15 protein-coding genes are annotated in these 17,121 nt (G+C 50.8%); 9 read left to right on the top strand and 6 right to left on the bottom strand.

What is annotated here, in order from left to right:
• Positions 1-6: 6 nt before the first annotated feature.
• Positions 7-675, bottom strand: coding sequence for a potassium channel family protein (locus tag NG665_RS07780; RefSeq protein WP_252673142.1), 669 nt, complete (start codon positions 673-675; stop codon positions 7-9).
• Between the two features lie 15 nt (positions 676-690).
• Positions 691-2,082 carry a TrkH family potassium uptake protein gene (locus NG665_RS07775; RefSeq protein WP_252673141.1) on the bottom strand — a complete coding sequence of 464 codons (1,392 nt, stop codon included), beginning with the start codon at positions 2,080-2,082 and terminating at the stop codon, positions 691-693.
• Between the two features lie 94 nt (positions 2,083-2,176).
• Here NG665_RS07775 and tdh point away from each other — a divergent pair, with 94 nt between their 5' ends.
• The 3 genes from tdh (at position 2,177) to NG665_RS07760 (ending at position 6,035) form a co-directional block, all read left to right on the top strand.
• Positions 2,177-3,235, top strand: coding sequence for an L-threonine 3-dehydrogenase (gene tdh, locus NG665_RS07770; protein WP_252673140.1), 1,059 nt, complete (start codon positions 2,177-2,179; stop codon positions 3,233-3,235).
• Positions 3,235-4,428 carry a glycine C-acetyltransferase gene (locus tag NG665_RS07765; RefSeq protein ID WP_252673139.1) on the top strand — a complete coding sequence of 398 codons (1,194 nt, stop codon included), beginning with the start codon at positions 3,235-3,237 and terminating at the stop codon, positions 4,426-4,428. Before tdh ends, NG665_RS07765 begins: the two co-directional genes overlap by 1 nt.
• Before the next feature lie 302 nt (positions 4,429-4,730).
• Positions 4,731-6,035, top strand: coding sequence for a thioester domain-containing protein (locus NG665_RS07760; protein ID WP_252673138.1), 1,305 nt, complete (start codon positions 4,731-4,733; stop codon positions 6,033-6,035).
• Between the two features lie 4 nt (positions 6,036-6,039).
• Here the strand turns inward: NG665_RS07760 and NG665_RS07755 are convergent, their stop codons facing one another.
• Entirely contained in the window at positions 6,040-6,711 is a 672-nt protein-coding gene (locus NG665_RS07755; RefSeq protein WP_252673137.1) for a uracil-DNA glycosylase, read from the bottom strand.
• A gap of 136 nt (positions 6,712-6,847) precedes the next feature.
• On the opposite strand from NG665_RS07755, the gene NG665_RS07750 reads away from it, so the two are divergent.
• From NG665_RS07750 to groL, 3 genes are all read left to right on the top strand, one after another.
• Entirely contained in the window at positions 6,848-7,108 is a 261-nt protein-coding gene (locus tag NG665_RS07750; protein WP_252673136.1) for a DUF3263 domain-containing protein, read from the top strand.
• 70 nt (positions 7,109-7,178) lie between these two features.
• Positions 7,179-7,796, top strand: coding sequence for a LytR C-terminal domain-containing protein (locus tag NG665_RS07745; RefSeq protein ID WP_252673135.1), 618 nt, complete (start codon positions 7,179-7,181; stop codon positions 7,794-7,796).
• Between the two features lie 305 nt (positions 7,797-8,101).
• Positions 8,102-9,724, top strand: coding sequence for a chaperonin GroEL (gene groL, locus NG665_RS07740; RefSeq protein ID WP_252673134.1), 1,623 nt, complete (start codon positions 8,102-8,104; stop codon positions 9,722-9,724).
• Positions 9,725-9,871: 147 nt separating this feature from the next.
• On the opposite strand, the gene NG665_RS07735 is transcribed toward groL, so the two are convergent.
• Complete coding sequence (locus NG665_RS07735) at positions 9,872-11,368, bottom strand: CPBP family glutamic-type intramembrane protease (RefSeq protein WP_252673133.1); 1,497 nt, start codon at positions 11,366-11,368, stop codon at positions 9,872-9,874.
• Positions 11,369-11,626: 258 nt separating this feature from the next.
• On the opposite strand from NG665_RS07735, the gene NG665_RS07730 reads away from it, so the two are divergent.
• Positions 11,627-12,853 (top strand): MFS transporter, encoded by a 1,227-nt coding sequence (locus NG665_RS07730; RefSeq protein ID WP_252673132.1) that lies wholly within the window; start codon positions 11,627-11,629, stop codon positions 12,851-12,853.
• A 48-nt stretch (positions 12,854-12,901) separates the two neighbouring features.
• On the opposite strand, the gene NG665_RS07725 is transcribed toward NG665_RS07730, so the two are convergent.
• Positions 12,902-14,020, bottom strand: coding sequence for an HD domain-containing protein (locus NG665_RS07725; RefSeq protein WP_252673131.1), 1,119 nt, complete (start codon positions 14,018-14,020; stop codon positions 12,902-12,904).
• Positions 14,021-14,160: 140 nt separating this feature from the next.
• Between NG665_RS07725 and NG665_RS07720 the strand changes: the two genes are divergently transcribed.
• The gene (locus NG665_RS07720; protein WP_252673130.1) at positions 14,161-14,958 is read left to right on the top strand and encodes an SDR family NAD(P)-dependent oxidoreductase; all 798 of its coding nucleotides are present in this window, start codon (positions 14,161-14,163) and stop codon (positions 14,956-14,958) included.
• Positions 14,955-15,665, top strand: coding sequence for a lysophospholipid acyltransferase family protein (locus NG665_RS07715; protein ID WP_252673129.1), 711 nt, complete (start codon positions 14,955-14,957; stop codon positions 15,663-15,665). The genes NG665_RS07720 and NG665_RS07715 overlap by 4 nt, the downstream gene beginning before the upstream one ends.
• Here the strand turns inward: NG665_RS07715 and NG665_RS07710 are convergent.
• Positions 15,619-17,058, bottom strand: coding sequence for a sensor histidine kinase (locus NG665_RS07710; protein ID WP_252673128.1), 1,440 nt, complete (start codon positions 17,056-17,058; stop codon positions 15,619-15,621). The genes NG665_RS07715 and NG665_RS07710 overlap by 47 nt on opposite strands.
• Positions 17,059-17,121 lie beyond the last annotated feature (63 nt).

The following is a 17,121-nucleotide window of genomic DNA, read 5'->3' as shown; positions in this document are numbered from 1 at the left end:
AGAGCTCTATTCCGAAACTATTGAGGCGATTGTTTTGCTCGGACCAACTGCCAAAATTTCATCACCGGGTTCGAGAATGGTTTCGGCGTAGGCATTGATCCAGTCGTCGGTAGGTCCTTTGACTGCGATGATTGAAATACCCTTGGAACGGCGCAATCCGAGCTCTGCCAACGGTTTGCCGGTCATATCGTCGTTAACTGTGGTAGAAACCAGCGCATAGCCGTAACCGAGCTCAACGTAGTCGTTGAAGGACTGGGCGACGATATGTGCAGCTCGCCGTCCCATATCAGATTCTGGGTAGAAGATGTGTTTAACTCCCATTTGTTCGAGAATCTGACCTTGTTGCGGTGTAGAGGCCTTTGCCCACACTTCAGGTCCGTTCATTTTCAGTAAAGCTGACGTTACCAAAATCGAGGATGCAAGATCATTGCCAATGGCCACCACAACCCGAGAAAAGTCTTGGATGCCTAACTCGTAGAGCGTTTCTTCATTTGTTGGATCAGTAGCAAGAACATGAGGGAGCTTGCTTGCTAGGCTCTGGACAACCGCGGGCGATTTGTCGATACCCAGGACGCTGTATCCGGCATAGACCAATTCCAGTGCCAAGGATGATCCAAAGCGACCCAAACCGAATACAGCAACGTCGTGTTTATGAGCAGAATGGCGCAAACGCATACCATATCTCCTTTCCTAGCCGATTAATGGCCGATCTTTAGGAAGCTCGTAGGTCAGCGGGGTTGTCCGTAACGCTAACGCCGTGGCAATTGTCAAAGGTCCTAACCGGCCAATAATCATTAATACTATCAACACTATCTGGCTGGATTCAGGCAATGTTGGTGTAATTCCAGTTGATAGGCCAACAGTTGCGAATGCCGAGACTGATTCAAATAGTGCTTGATCGAGATTGGCTGTAGTTTGCACCATGATCAACATGGTTCCGGCCATTACTGCTATCGACGATAGTGACATTACGGTGAGTGCTTGGCGTTGAGCAGAGCGTGGTAGACGTAGCCCTAAAATGTTTACAGCGCGCCCACCGCGCATCTCTGACCACACCACGAAACCGATGACGAACGCCGTCGTTATTTTAACTCCGCCGGCGGTGCCACCCGGACCACCACCGATAAACATGAGCATGTCGGTCATAACACGTGAAATATCTGTCATGGAACCGACGTCGATGGAGTTGAATCCGGCGGTGCGCGGAGTGATGGAGGCAAAAAATGCCATCAGAATCTTGCCTGCCGAATCCTTCGCAGTGCCCAAAGTATTCGGGTTATTCCATTCGGCGACGGCGAAGAAGAGCCAGCCAGATAGGAGCAAACTGATAGTGCCAACGAAAACTAGGCGCGTTGTCATGGGCCAGCGCCACCAGTGTGCGCCACATCGGTAAAAGGCGAGGAGAGCAGGGAAGCCCAAGCCGCCGATGATGATCCCGATTGAGATGGGCAAGATGATCCATGGATCGGTAGCGAAGTCCATCAGTGAATTAGTGGACAAGGCAAATCCGGCATTGTTAAATGCCGATATGGCGTGGAATGACGCTTTACCGAGTGCGGTTTTGAAAGAGTCACCTAGGAAGATGTATCGCAAGAGCAAAGTGAAGGCGAGGATAGTTTCTACGGTTACCGTCAAGATCACGACGCCGCTCACTACCCGACGTACATTTCCCAGGCCGACTCCGCTAACTGAGGCTGATGCAACGACGCGGGTGCGCATGTCGGAGCGTCGCGCCAAAACCATTGCGACCAGGGTAACGATTGTCATTGTGCCGATACCGCCGAGTTGGATCAGAACTGCGATGATTGTTTGGCCGAAAGGAGAAAAATAGGTTGCCGTATCAACTACGGCGAGTCCGGTCACTGCTGTCGCGGAGGTTGCGGTGAAAAAAGCGACGGAAAACGGGGCGCCGCCGTCAAACTGTGGACCATACTCGAAAGGAGGTGTTTCGAGTGGATATGGCCAAGGAGGCCGCCCGGTTACGGAGACCGGGAGCATCAATAGGAATGTCCCCACTATCAGCGTCACAATGAACGCCGATATTAAAATATAGGTGGGTCGCATCTTTCTCAGACGGTTCACTTAAGTGATTCTAGATCCCAGGGTTACGTTAGACAACACAAAGGGTTATCGTATGTAGTGAAAGATTTTCTCTACTCCCTTCCAAGGATGATCTATGCGAGCGCTTGTTAAACCTCTCCAAGGCCCTGGCCTAGAGTTACGTGAAGTTCCTGAGCCGATACCTGGCTATGGCGAAGTAAAAATCAAAGTCATGCGGGCAGGACTGTGCGGAACTGATCTCCATATCTTGTCGTGGGACGATTTTGCGGCTGCGCATGTGCAGGCAGGGCAAACTATCGGACATGAGTTTTATGGTGAAATTGTTGAACTTGGTCCTGATGTGGTTGAAGGTGAGGGGCAAGGTCAGTTCCATGTCGGCCAGCGTGTTTCAGTAGAGGGTCACGTAGTGTGTGGCAATTGTCGCAATTGCCGCTCGGGTAACCGCCACATGTGTCCTAATACGGTTTCTATCGGGGTGGATCGTGATGGTGCTTTTGCTGATTACGTGGTAGTTCCGGTAACCAATGTGTGGATTCAGCCCGATGAGATCGATCCAGAACTTGGCGCTCTATTTGATCCTTTTGGTAATGCAGTTCACACTGCATTTCAGTTCCCGTTGACGGCTGAGGATGTTTTAGTAACTGGCGCGGGTCCGATCGGCATCATGTGTGCGGCGATTGCGCGTCATGCTGGGGCACGTAATGTTGTGTTGACTGATATTAACGATGAACGTCTGGATCTCGCCAAAGCTATCGACGGCATTGTGGGAGTTAATACGGCATACGAAGATATCCGTAATTACTTCGGGTCGTTGGGGATGACTGAAGGTTTCGACGTCGGTTTGGAGATTTCGGGTGCACCGGTTGCGATGGCGCAAATGATTGATTTGTGTGCGCACGGTGCGAAGATTGCTTTGCTGGGGCTTCCGGCTCGGCAGTATGCTATTGATTGGAATTCGCTCATTTCACACATGCTGACGATTAAGGGTGTTTATGGGCGAGCTATGTATGATACGTGGTTCCGTGCGACCTATCTGATGACTGGTTCGCAGCGGTTGCGTGAGCAAATTCGCAAGGTGATTACGCATCGGTTTGCGCCCGAGAATTGGGAAGAAGCGTTTGAAACGGCACGTAGTGGACATGCGGGCAAGATTATTTTGGAATGGAATGACTAATGTTTAGTATTCGAGAAGAATTGGCCAATACGCTTGATGAGATTCGAGCTGGTGGACTGTTTAAGAATGAGCGGGAGATCCTGTCTCCACAGTCGGCTCATATTCGCACTGCTGACGGGGAGCTACTGAATTTTTGTGCCAATAACTATTTGGGTTTGGCAAACAATCCGGAGATTATCGCCGCGGCGCATGCTGGGTTGGATAACTATGGCTATGGCACGGCTTCGGTGCGTTTTATTTGTGGAACCCAAGATATTCACCGCCAGTTGGAGCGGAAAATTGCGGACTATGTGGGGATGGAAGATGCGATTTTGTTCCCGTCTGCTTTCGATGCCAACGGTGGCATTTTCGAGGTTTTGTTAAGTAAAGACGACGCCGTTATCTCCGATGAGCTCAACCATGCTTCGATTATCGACGGCGTTCGCTTGAGTAAGGCGCAACGCTTCCGGTATAAGAATTCCGATATGGATCAGTTGCGCCAGCAGCTTGTAGCGGCACGCGCTCAAGGTGTGGGGCGTATTTTAATTGTCACCGACGGTGTGTTTTCCATGGACGGCTATTATGCTAAGTTGCCAGAAATTTGCGATCTGGCTGAAGAATTTGACGCTATGGTGATGGTTGACGATTCGCATGCGACGGGTATTGTTGGTGAGCATGGTTCGGGTACTCCGTCGCAGTTTGGTGTTGCAGATCGGGTAGATATCTTGAGCGGTACTTTGGGTAAGGCTCTTGGCGGTGCTTCTGGTGGTTACATTGCTGGACCTAGCGAACTTATTGCTTTGTTAAAGCAGCGTGCTCGCCCGTATCTGTTCTCTAATGCGGTTGCTCCTTCGCTCGTTGCGGGTTCGTTGAAGGCGCTAGATATTGCCCGTGCAGGTGATGACTTGCGGGAAAAGGTTGCCGATAATGCGCAGTTGTTCCGTTCGTTGATGAGTGAGGCTGGTTTTGAATTGTTGCCGGGCTCGCATGCGATTATTGCGGTGATGTTCCCAGGTGAGGATGGTGCCCGGCTAGCAAGCGACATTGCGGCGCGCCTAAATGAGCTAGGGGTTTATGTTACTGCCTTCTCTTACCCAGTGGTGCCGTTGGGTAAGGCACGTATTCGTGTCCAGCTCTCGGCAGCGCATTCGCACCAAGATATTCGTGAAGCGGTTGGTGCGTTTATTCAGGCGCGATCTGATGTGCTGGAGTAGTCGATTAGATATGTCGAAATAGGTGTTGCAGCTTTTATGGGAGGGTGATTGTGCTGAAGATCGCCCTCCCATTGTGTTCGCACATGTGAGTGTTGTGGCTTCTAATCTTTTTATTTTGTAGTGGGGCAGTGAGGTTAGTGTTTCGGGCTGTGGTGAATCGTGTGACTGGGCGATGTGCTTTGTGACGAGCTTGAACAACGCCAATGTGGATAATCGAGCTACTGTGGATTTTTATTCTGGGTAGTTCTTTTGGGTGCTTAGTCTGGTGGAGTAAGCATACTTCTCCAACATAAGGACTAGCGATGAACCTTGTCATTCGTCTATTAACTATTCTTACTGCAACTATTTTCGTGCTTGTGCCAGTAGGTAGTGCACATGCAGATGATTCCAGCTATCGTATCGAAGCTCAAGAAGAGAATCTGCGAGGTATCACGATGAGCTACCGTCCGGTAGTCGAAGCTAACCTGCATCCAGGATATACTCGCCAAGTTTGGCGCACGCGGCCAATGCTTTTTACTATCAAAGATCCGCACAACGCTCTCTATCGTGCCTATTGCCTAGAAATAACGGTTTCCATTAATCGCAACTCACCGATTTCTCTCACTGATTGGGATGGTTTCTTAGGAGATAACGCCTTTGGTATCGATCCGCAGGTGCGGCAGAAAGTGGCATGGATCGTCCAACATTCTTTCCCTACGCGAAGCATCGCCGAACTAGCCCAAGATCTCGATATTCCACATCTTTCTGTTCCACAAGCAATTACCGCCACACAATCTGCAATTTGGCGGTTGACTGACGGGGTGGAGCCAGATTTTGCAGATCTAGACAATCGCTCATCCCAAAGTGAAGATTCTGCGGCAATAACTAAGCTCTACAATTATTTATTGTCTGAGCATAATACCGGGCTAGATCACCCCAATCTGGATAGTGAGATCAGAGTGGAAGTTCCGCGTGAGGTGGGTCTTGCTGGCGAACTCATCGGCCCGATTACAATAAAAACCGCACTGCCTTCAGTTTCGGTCGAACTTCCAGATGCGAGAGCTCTGGTTGATGTTGCAGGCAATGAAATCGATCTCGATCATGTTCAGCCTGGTCAAGAGATGTATCTTGATCTGCGCAATGTCGCTGACCGTGGAAATTTACGAATTGTAGTGAGTGCTATGGTTCCACAATATGATCGTAGCTTGATTACGCCACTGATATCGCCTGAAGAACATGGCCAAAGTTTAGTGTTGATTCGTCACTCGCAACAGCGTCAGGAAACTGAAGCGGTGTTGCAATGGCTGGGGGTTGATGACGTTTGCCGCGATGAAGCCGGAAATCCAGTGCGTGATGGCTTAACGGGGAACGTAATCGTTGCCGGTTCAGACCAATGCGTGCCGAGTCTTCCATCTGTTCCAGAACCCGATAGCGCGCCGCCTGTGCCAGAACCTCATCCACAAACCTCGGATGTAGTGACACATTCAGCTCCTGCGGGTGAAGATGTTGTGCCGGGCCAACAATTGGCGAAGACGGGATTTGAAGCATGGTATTTAACGGGTATGGCATTGTTATTGATCGGTGCTGGAGTTTTTATGCTCAGGTGGCGTAGCACCTTCTCGGCGTGAAAATTTAGACGATGGTCCAGTCGATCGGTTCGCCTCCTTGCGCTACAAGTAATGCGTTAGCTCTCGAAAATGGTTTAGAGCCGAAAAAGCCACGGTGTGCCGATAGTGGAGATGGGTGAGGTGTGTTGATATTTGGTACATCGGGCATGAGCGGGGCTAAGGATTGTGCTTGTTTTCCCCACAATATTGCTACGAGTGGGCCACCGCGTTGGGCGAGAGTTCTAAAGGCATGATCGGTTACCTTCTCCCACCCCAGGTTCGCGTGCGAACCTGGGGAGCCGGGGGTGACGGTCAATACGCGGTTCAGTAGCATCACTCCTTGCTCGGTCCAGGAGGTCAGATCGCCATGTTCGGGAGGCGTAATACCCAGATCGTCGTGTAGTTCACGATAGATGTTAATTAAAGAGCGAGGTAACGGGCGAACAGAGCGATCTACAGAAAATGAAAGACCAACCGGGTGCGTAGGGGTGGGGTATGGATCTTGTCCGACGATGAGCACTCGAACATCAGGTAGAGGTAGCTCAAAAGCTCGCAAGATTTTCTTGCCTTGGGGAAGGTAGCCGCGGTGTTGAGCATTTTCTTCACGCAAGAAATCTCCCATAGCGTGAATCTGGGAAGCAACTGGTTCCATAGCCTGTGCCCATGTTGGATGCATAACATTGCCGAGTGTATTCATAGTTCTATTTTAGTGGGACTAAGCCTGTTAGTTTAGTGGTCAGAATCGATATTATGTGGTGTTCTTAGGTTATTGCAGATATGGCTGTAGCACGATTGTGGTCTATATCTGGGTCGAACCGGGTAGGATTGACAGCATGGAGCAGGCTCAACAAGATAGTTCGCAACATTTGACGGAATTGGAAATACTGATATTTAGAATCGAAGAATCATGGTGGAGGATTGCTCAAACAAAAGAGCGGGCCATTGCCCAAGAGCTACATATCTCTCCCATGCGTTATTATGCGCTTTTGTCGCGTATGCTTGATGATGAACGTGTCTGGAAGGCGCGGCCACAACTTGTGGATCGGTTACGTCGATTACGTGATGGGCGAGTTGAAGAACGCCACCCAATGTAAATCTCAGCAGTATATATAGATCCTGATCGACAAGAGAATAATCGTTAAGAGAATATAGGTAGGCCAACGCGTGAACGCATATATAGAAGACGAATTTGACCGGCTAGCCCAAGAACGTGAGAGTCTGGGGTCACACCGTCAGCCACGGCGGTTTAGCCCATGGCTTCTTGCCCTTGCCGCAGTGCTTGTCCTTGCTCCCCTCCTCGGTTGGGGAATCGGACTGTGGGCAGCTAGTGATAGTACTATCGCGGAAAAATCAACGCAGGATTCTAGCGCTGAAGTTCAACAACCTGCTTCGCCTGACCAACAACCAAGTCAGCCCGGACAACAAGAACCTGCTGATGAGCCGGCAAGTGAAGATCCAGAGAGTGCAGAACAAGATGCGCAACCATCTGCTCCGCCTGCACAACCTGAGATTGATAAGACCATCGGTGTTTTAGTGCTAAACGGGCGAGGTGAAGCCGGATTAGCGGCGCGCACTGCGCAAGAACTGGCAGATCAGGGATATGAGAATGTCAATCCAGGAGATTACTCCAATGCGCGCTTACCCATTGATACCACGGTCTATTACCGAGATGCAGCACACCTCCAAGTAGCTCAAGATATTGCGAAGAATCTCGGAAATGTTGCTGTTGAGGACGGAACAGATCTCGGACTCGATGCAGACGTCGTCGTTATTTTGCGCTGATATCGTTTGAGATTAAAACAGCATCGTAGAAGGTGTTATCTCTCTAGCTAATTGTGGGTGCCTTGAACGTTGAAAGTTGCGTTCGAGGCACTCAACTTTTCTCTACTAGATGAATGTGCACATTTTTAACCGTGCCATCTTGCACTCTCGCCTCGAGAGTGCCAATATTGATGTTGGCACTCTCAGTAGGAGAGTGATAAAACGTTAGCTGGTGAGGTGGGCATCGCACACGAAACAGAACGTGTACGTCGAACACCGTCCGTCGCGGGCACCAGCTGTCAACCCACCCAACCGGGAGGAAAAACATGGTAAAGATCATTGCTCACAATGAAGACGCGCGCCGGGGAATGGAGCGCGGTCTTGACGCGCTTGCCAACACCGTCAAAGTCACTCTAGGTCCAAAAGGCCGTAACGTCGTTCTCGATAAGAAGTGGGGCGCGCCAACGATCACAAATGACGGCGTCTCCATCGCTAAGGAAATCGAACTCGAAGATCCGTTTGAGAAGATCGGTGCAGAGCTCGTCAAGGAAGTTGCTAAGAAAACTGATGATGTGGCCGGTGACGGTACCACAACAGCAACCGTTCTCGCTCAAGCTCTCGTCAAGGAAGGCCTGCGCAACGTTGCAGCTGGTGCAAACCCAATCGCATTGCGCAAGGGTATCGATAAAGCTGTTGCGAAGATCGTAGAGCAGCTTCTCACGAATGCTAAAGAAGTTGAGACCAAGGAAGAAATCGCAGCAACTGCTGCTATCTCTGCTGGCGATAAGGAAATCGGCGAGCTGATCGCTGAAGCTCTTGATAAGGTCGGCAAGGAAGGCGTTGTGACTGTTGAAGAGTCCAACACTTTCGGCACTGAGCTAGAACTTACCGAAGGTATGTCTTTCGACAAGGGTTACCTCTCGCCATACTTCGTCACTGACGTTGATCGTCAAGAAGCCGTTCTTGAAGATGCCTACGTTCTCTTGGTTGAATCCAAGATTTCCAACGTCAAGGATATGCTCCCAGTTCTTGAAAAGGTTATGCAGACTGGCAAGCCACTCGTGATCATTGCTGAAGATATCGAAGGTGAAGCACTCGCAACCCTCGTCGTCAACAAGATCCGCGGCACCTTCAAGTCCGCTGCTGTTAAGGCTCCAGGTTTCGGCGATCGCCGTAAGGAAATGCTCCAGGATATGGCTATCCTCACTGGCGGTCAGGTCATTTCGGAAACTGTTGGCCTCAAGCTAGAGAACGCTGACATCGAGCTTCTTGGTCGTGCCCGCAAGGTTGTGCTCACCAAGGATTCCACCACCATTGTTGAAGGTGCTGGAACGGCAGAAGATATCGCTGCTCGCGTTTCCACCATCAAGACCCAGATCGAGAACTCCACCTCCGATTACGATCGGGAGAAGCTTCAAGAGCGTCTCGCAAAGCTCGCTGGTGGTGTTGCTGTTATCAAGTCTGGTGCAGCAACTGAAGTTGAACTCAAGGAACGCAAGCACCGCATTGAGGACGCCGTCCGCAACGCAAAGGCTGCTGTTGAAGAAGGTATCGTCTCCGGTGGTGGTGTTGCACTGATCCACGCAGCTGACCAGGCACTTGCTGATCTTAAACTCGAAGGTGATGAAGCAACTGGTGCTAACATCGTCCACGTAGCTGTTGCCGCCCCACTCAAGCAGATCGCAGTTAATGCTGGTCTCGAAGGCGGAGTTGTTGCAGAAAAGGTTCGCTCACTGCCAGTTGGTCACGGCTTGAACGCTGCCACCGGTGAGTACGAGGACCTGCTCGCTGCAGGCGTGAATGATCCAGTGAAGGTTACTCGTTCTGCACTCCAGAACGCAGCTTCAATCGCTGGTCTGTTCCTCACCACTGAAGCAGTTGTGGCAGATAAGCCAGAACCACCAGCCGCTCCAGCACCAGGTGCTGACGATATGGGCGGCATGTACTAAGGATAACTGCTTAGTTCTTGTGGCCAGATAATGGCCAAACAAAAAGGAGCGAACCTCGGAGATGTTCCGAGGTTCGCTCCTTTTTAGTAACCAGTGTGCTATGCGAGCTTTAGGCTATAGGCCGAGCTTTACTTCAGATTTCTTAGGCTAAATTGGTGTGGCTGTCAGGCTTTCTGTAGTTTCCTCGGACCGCTTATGTGTGTAGTAGACGTAGGCGAGGGTGAGGGCGATGATGCCAGCTATTCCAGTTACGGGAGTCCATATCCGGTCAATCGCATCGGTGCGAAGGTGGCCGAAAAGGTCGGTGCGCACAATATATTCTTGGATGGCAAGAATTGCGTCGTAGAGTCCGTGAGCGATGATCAGCGGTAGGATACGGCCTCGGCGTGTGACATATATGCCGGCAAAGATACCGTCGGGAATAAGCCATAATACTATGCCAAGCGTTGCGTAGTACAGGTGTAGTATCACCCGGAAGATGAGTACTACTGCAATCGACAGGCGTGATGGCATGCGGAACATATAGATCAAGGCTAATAAAATTAACGCATAGGCAAGTTCTTCCATGCCGCCATTGAGCGTATTGCGGAGAATATCCCATATTGAAGGAGATGATAGCGGAACGTCTATGCCATATATGTCGTGATTGGTAAACCAATGGTGAAAGTCGGTTCCGGTCGCCATTCCCCAGGATCTGAAATAGATACGAAAAGCGCTTCCTTGCACGAGGACGATAGCAAAAAATACTCCAAAAATCATCCAGGAGCTATGCCGGGTGGCTGGCGATGAGTGTGAAGGAAACGTATTCCGAGAGAGCATATACCATGCTACTACTAGCAGGCCTCCGATGATAATCATGCCCCAGAACCATTGTGACCGGTTTTGTTCCAGGGATGAATAATAGACTCCAGGAATATAGATGGGCAATGATTTTTGCCAAAAAAGCTGGATGATGCCGGCAATGAATCCGCCAACGGTGATGGTTGTTGCTCCAAGAATCATCGTTGCGCGTAGAGCGCAGAGCGCGGTTTTTGGCACTGTAGTTGTGTTTTTAGTGGTGGCGTGGTTGAGGGTTCGGGTGATGAGCCATGCGATTGCCCAGCACATGATGATGGGCAGGACGACGTCGTTGGTGGTGGTTTTTAGTGTTCCTAAGAGTGTTTCGCTCAAGATGTCGTTTGGTCTAAATGCGATGGCGTTAAATAGTGCGTGGCTTAATGCTAGTGGCCATACTCGACGATACTTCCAGTAGTAGTAGGTGGAAAATACTGCTACCCCAGCCCATTGAAGACTTGATAAGACGTTGAGGTAGGGAGCGAAGAATATGCCGCGAAATACTGCTGTGAGACCTACGGCAAGGGTGAAGCGTAGTGTGAAAGATAAACTCGTTCGGGTAAGTATCCACCAGCTGAGGGCGGCGCAGATTATTTCGGTGAGCGCTCCGATAGTAATGCTCAGTGTCCATTGCGTAGGCAAGGGGAGGCGTTGGGTGAGGCCGAAAATATCACCGATAAATCCAGCAGTTGAGATAAATCCTAGTTGCTGAAATCCTTGGGTGTGTATGAGTGCAAAAGAAGCTAGTCCGCTAAAGACCACGCAGCCAAACAACACATCCCGAAACGATAACCGATCCTCACTAATCACTTCCCACTCCTTCGCGTAAACCACACGTTGTTCTTTAGCTCAGCTCTTTACGACCTAACGGCACCGTGCCTGGATCAACTTTGTTCATACATACATAAACGCCATGGATGCTCAGGAATTGGGGTGAATATCTGAAATCATTATAAATAGAAATGAACATTTCAGCAAGATAAACTTACACGAAACATACTATTAGCTGGATGTGCCGCTACCTAAATGAATGCGTAGCGTTAATGTTGAACGATTATGGAGATCATGATGAGTAACGTGACGAAGGGCGTTTATCGCCGGCTATATTCGACAACACTCATTAACCTTATTGGAGACGCAATAGCGCAAGTCGCTCTCCCGCTTGCCTTCCTCTACGCGACTGGATCCATCGCATTGGCTGCCACGTTGGCAGCGGCAACGTTAACTACTCAATTAGTTTTGACAATGCCGCTGGCGGCGATTGCAGACCGGCTACCGCGCAGACCAATCGTGATCGGTGGCTATATTATTGAAGCGATCTGCCTAGCTATCTTGGGGATATTTCTCTACGTTGGTTTTGCTCAGCCGCTAGTTTTTATTGCGATCGGTTCACTGCGTGGAGCCGCGTCCCAATTTGGGGTAGCAGCAAGTGCCGGCTATGTTCCGCAGCTACTGGGACGCGATGCGCTCCTTCACTATCACTCACGAGTAGAAACTGTTGAAGGTGTTGCCGCGATTGGTGGCCCTTCAGTTGCTGGCGGAATAGTAGGGTTACTCGGTGGCCCGTTGGCGCTCTTCGTCCCAGCTGTTATGTCCGGTGCAAATGCCCTTATTTATCGAGCATTGCCGCCGCGGCCCACAGTGGCCTCATCTGCTACCAGTTCAGGTAAGAGCGGGATCTTTCGCGCGATCTTGCCCGATATTTATGAAGGCATGGCATATATTGCTCGCAGTAGAACCCTTATCGCGGCGCAGTTAGTTCAGGTTGCGTTAGGTGCAACCACTGCCGGATACATCTATGGCGTAGTGGTTCATCTGAAATCTGATCTCGGTCTACCAGCATGGCTGGTCGGCTTCATACTTGCCTCCTCTGGCGTAGGAGGAATCATTGCGTCCTTGACGTTAGAGCGCTTCGTTCCTATCGGGGGCTATAAACTAGTAATGTCTCTATCCCTCGCAGGTGTCGGCATCATCCTGGCAACCTTTGCGTTCATCCATAACCTATTCTTCCTCAGTTTCGGGCTCTTCGCGCTCGATTTTTTCTGGGTTGGACTCTTTATTTATGTGGGAACATTGAGCCAGTATGTGACAGATGATGAGCATTTGGCTCGGGTTGATTCGGTAGAGACGTTGTCTTTTTATGGTGCTTCGGCGCTCTCAACGTTCTTTGCTGGGCTAGTGATCCCTAACCACGGCGTGGCAATATATTTGAGCGTCATCAGTACAACAGTTCTTCCGGCGTTCGTGATGCTGTTGTCGTTTCCGGCGTATAACACCAAGCAAACCCAAGACTGACTATAAAACGACGAAGCCTTTGCTACCTCAGCACCATACTTAGCGTTTCTACTCGCGTTCTTCGCGCCCTTCCAGTGCTTCGGTTTGCTTACGCTCAATTGTTTCCAAGGTTTCTTGGACAATCTGTTCGCGCCGCGCTGCCGCAGCTTGTGAATGGTCTAAAACTCGTGGCGGAGCACCTGGGGTGAACGCATCATCGAGTTCTTCGAGCGAGGATCGCTTCACTACCGGCACGTGGGGTTGAATAACATCAGAGACGACGACGTCGTCAACAGCGCCGTTATCGTGATCACTATCCACATCCGGGGCAGGAGTTTGAACCATGTTGCGTTCCAGCTCGGCGGTTTGGAACAGCTTTGCGGTTGGATCTTCTTCTAAGATCGCGCCAGGTAGCGTTTCGGTCGGTGGTTGATAATCGTGCGAATCCGTCGTCGTATCAGCGCACAGTGCAAGAGCATCAATTCGTTCTAATTCGGCTTGTAAGTTTTGCCGAGCAACTGGTTCCCACTGTGCGGCCAGTGGCGTCAAAAAGATTCGTTTACGCGCCAATAAGTGTTGTGCGATCAACCGCCGAGCCATCAACCAGTCTTGTTCTGGAACATGTGCATATTCCTCGCGCACCTGTTGCACATAGCTCTTGTAGCGCTGTGGAGGGGTGGCTAGGGTTCCAAAGTGTGCATCGTATAAGGCCATGCGATCAACGTCGATAGAATCGAAACGTGAGGTTTCGTCAGCGTGGGTAGTCAAACCTGGAACGTCGTGGCGTTTGTGCATCTGCATAATCAAATCTGAAATTCGCTCGATGTTGTTGCTTGGAATACCGATAGCGGAAAAATACTGGGCGGCCACGTGGGCAGAAGCGCGCTCGTCTTCACCGCCATTGCGCGAGTAAACCGCCTCTGGGGAAATATTGAAGACGAGTCCGTGGCCCCAAGTTGCCAACCGTACCAGGCACGGGTTTTGAGTTTCGGGTGCAAGAGTATCTACGCGAGTGAGCATATCGGTTAGATGCCGAGTGTTATGAAATAACCGCTCAGGTGCTGCCCAAACAGTGAGAAGATCATTGGCGGTTTGCTCAATGAGTGTACGTTGCGCACTCGCACCGGCATCGAGTGCACTGCGCACAAAGGCCTGCACTACCCAACCAGGAACGTTTATGTCTTGCATAGATCCTCCATAGTCAACGTTCCACGATTCTATACCCACCTAGCAAACTACCCAAACTCGTAGCTGACAACAACTAGACAATTACCACGAAGGTGTAAATCAAAGTGCTCTACAGCCCAAAGTGTTCTAACGTAGATATTGTGAACAAACAAGGTGCGAAAACAGTTCTTTCCGGCCGTGCACTTATTACCGGTGGCACATCGGGAATGGGGGCAGCATTTGCGTATGCCCTAGCTAAAAAAGGCTGCGACCTAGTGCTGGTGGCGCGCAACGAATCGCGCCTGCGCGCAGTCGCTGAAAAAATATCGGGCGAAACTGGCGTAGATGTGCGAACTATTCAAGCAGATTTAAGCCAACGCCACGGCGTAGAGCTCGTCAAAACCGCACTTTTAGCACAGAACGAACCCATCTCGATTTTTGTCAATAACGCTGGGTCTGGGATGTATTCGCCGATGGCAACCGATGATGCAACCCAGTTGCGAGCCGGAGCTGAACTTATGGCACTCGTACCAATGGAACTCGGTGGAGCTGCCGCATACGCAATGAAACAACGCGGCAACGGCATTATTATCACCACCGCCTCAATCGCCTCCCTCGCACCGATGGGAGCCTATGCGGCAGTCAAAGCCTTTGTGCGTATGTGGTCAGAATCATTGTCTATCGAAGTGGGAAAATACGGCGTTCAAGTCGTCTCCTTCTTGCCCGGATGGGTACGAACCGAATTCCATGAACGCTCCGGAGTATCGACGTCGTCAATCCCCCATTGGCTGTGGCTCGATGCTGAACGCGTCGTCAACGAAGCACTGGCCGATGTTGAGCGCGGAAAAACTGAAACAATCCCAGCAAAGCGATTCAAGGCACTTGCCTTCTTCGCCCGGCATACACCGCGAAGAGTGGTACACAAGGCAGTCAAGAAATTGAACAAAGGCCGCCGATGAGTGAACACAATCCGGTAGACGATTACCGTTCAGATCGCAAACGAAAAGTCCGCAAAGCCGTGCGCAAAGTCGTAACCCGGCCTGCGATGAAGACCTTGCTGGGCACAACCGTGTGGGGGGAACATAACGTTGAAGGGCTTACTGGCGCATATATCGTCGTCGGTAACCACTCCTCCCACCTTGATGCGCCGATGGTGTTTTCGTTGCTGCCAGACCATATGACCGACAATCTCGCAACCGGCGCAGCAGCCGATTACTTCTATCGGAAAAAGGGTATCGCGAAACTGACCTCGATATTCTTCAATACTTATCCCATAGAACGAAAAGGGAAAACTACCACCCCCGCACCTGGTCGTGCTACTGGGATGACCAGCAAGCTCTTGCGTGCCGGCATACCGATTCTTATCTTCCCTGAAGGTACGCGATCGCGGGATGGAAAGATGGGAGTATTCAAACCCGGAGCAGCTGCGATCGCACTGAAAATCGGGGTTCCTATTGTTCCGTTAGCGATGTCTGGTGGCCATGAGGCGATGCCGGTAGGGCGGTATCTGCCTACACTCAACCATCCACAAGTTCATCTTTTTATTGGCGAACCCATGTATGGCAAGCCCGAAGAAACTCCAGAAGATTTCATTGCTCGCGTGCGCCACCACATTGAACTTATGCTCGATCAGATGACGGCGAACCCAGATCCGACGTTAAACTAGCGGAGTCAATGGTGTGGTTTTGCAGATAAGGAAGCGGGAAACTTAACCGGACTGTCAAACCACCGCCTGGTGTTTCCTTAATCGACACACGGCCGTGATGAGCAGCCGCAATCGCAGCCACAATAGCTAAGCCCAGCCCGGAGCCTTCACCGCTACAGCGTGAGCGCGAAGAATCGATTTTGTAGAATCGTTCAAAGATATGGTCACGGTCCTTTTCGGGAATACCTTGGCCATGATCGCGCACTTCAACGATCGCCTGTGCAGAATTTTCCGGGTTGATCCCCACGGCAACTTCCACAGCAACATCGCTCTCAGTGTGCGTGCTGACATTGCCCAACAGGTTCGTTAAAAGCTGAGTAACAGAATCATTATCGCCCATAATAACAACTGACTCGACCTCACCGCCGTCGAGATTCGTCACGGTAGCACTGCGTTGCGGTGCACGTGCCAGGAAGTCGGAAACCGTGTTGAGGGCTACTGCGGCAAGGTCAACGGGCTTTGGATTGATTTCGCCACGCTCATCAAGGCGCGCAAGTTTCAGAAGGTCTTCAACCAGATTAGCCATTCGGCCTGACTCTGATTCGATTCGGCCAAAAGCTTGCGGAATCTGATCGCTGGGCACTCCGCCCAACCGATAAAGTTCGGCATAGCCTCGAATTGTTGCCAACGGGGTACGCAATTCGTGGGATGCGTCGGAAACAAATCGACGCATTCGTTGCTCGGAAGCGGCCCGAGCATCGAAGAGCGTCTGGATTTCATCCAACATGGCGTTGATCGATTCACCTAATGCATTAACTTCACTACCGGGTTTCATTGGTGGGACGCGGGCGGAGAAATTACCGCGTCGCACGTCTGAACTTACATGATTAACGGTACGCAAACCACGCAATGACCTGCGGATCAAAACGATAGACACTAGCGAACCAATAGAGGTAATGACGAGAACAAATAGTGTTAAGACTTGGCGAAGGTTCGCAACCGTGCGCTCTACTTGTTCTAACGGTAGACCGATGAGTACGTGCCCAACTGTTCGTGGATTGGGCCCGGTGGAGGTTAACGGAACTGAAATAACACGCCATTGGGTGTGCAGCCGAGTGCCGGGAACAGAGCGCGGTTGAGAAATGTAGCCATTGGCTAATTCGGCTGCGTTGAGTGGTTTGCCGAACTGTTGTTCAACTGCATGATGTACCTCTTCTACTGCCGTACCGAAATCGTCACGGATAAATAAGTAGAACTCCGATGGTAGTAGCGTGCTTGAAGATCCTTGGATAAGAGCATCAACAGTTTGCGAGGCGACGATCTGGCCGGAAGACGAGAGCGTTTTATCTGTTTCGGAGGTTAAAAAGGTGCGCAACGAGATCGTGGCGAAGGCCGAGACAAGAATCAAAGCCATACTGATAATAAGGAGAAATACGGCAAGTAGTTGCCATGAAAGTCGGCCGGTAAGCGGGGGTCG

It is taken from the genome of Arcanobacterium pinnipediorum (assembly GCF_023973165.1).
In the GTDB taxonomy this organism is placed as follows: domain Bacteria; phylum Actinomycetota; class Actinomycetes; order Actinomycetales; family Actinomycetaceae; genus Arcanobacterium; species Arcanobacterium pinnipediorum.
This window is presented reverse-complemented; position numbering and strand designations above follow the sequence as displayed.

Coding starts and splice junctions, on each gene's coding strand:
- NG665_RS07710 (WP_252673128.1), bottom strand. CDS start 17,058: ATGGCTTTGATTCTTGTCTCGGCCTTCGCCACGATCTCGTTGCGCACC.
- NG665_RS07730 (WP_252673132.1), top strand. CDS start 11,627: ATGAGTAACGTGACGAAGGGCGTTTATCGCCGGCTATATTCGACAACA.
- NG665_RS07765 (WP_252673139.1), top strand. CDS start 3,235: ATGTTTAGTATTCGAGAAGAATTGGCCAATACGCTTGATGAGATTCGA.
- NG665_RS07755 (WP_252673137.1), bottom strand. CDS start 6,711: ATGAATACACTCGGCAATGTTATGCATCCAACATGGGCACAGGCTATG.
- groL (WP_252673134.1), top strand. CDS start 8,102: ATGGTAAAGATCATTGCTCACAATGAAGACGCGCGCCGGGGAATGGAG.
- NG665_RS07760 (WP_252673138.1), top strand. CDS start 4,731: ATGAACCTTGTCATTCGTCTATTAACTATTCTTACTGCAACTATTTTC.
- NG665_RS07780 (WP_252673142.1), bottom strand. CDS start 675: ATGCGTTTGCGCCATTCTGCTCATAAACACGACGTTGCTGTATTCGGT.
- NG665_RS07725 (WP_252673131.1), bottom strand. CDS start 14,020: ATGCAAGACATAAACGTTCCTGGTTGGGTAGTGCAGGCCTTTGTGCGC.
- NG665_RS07750 (WP_252673136.1), top strand. CDS start 6,848: ATGGAGCAGGCTCAACAAGATAGTTCGCAACATTTGACGGAATTGGAA.
- NG665_RS07715 (WP_252673129.1), top strand. CDS start 14,955: ATGAGTGAACACAATCCGGTAGACGATTACCGTTCAGATCGCAAACGA.
- tdh (WP_252673140.1), top strand. CDS start 2,177: ATGCGAGCGCTTGTTAAACCTCTCCAAGGCCCTGGCCTAGAGTTACGT.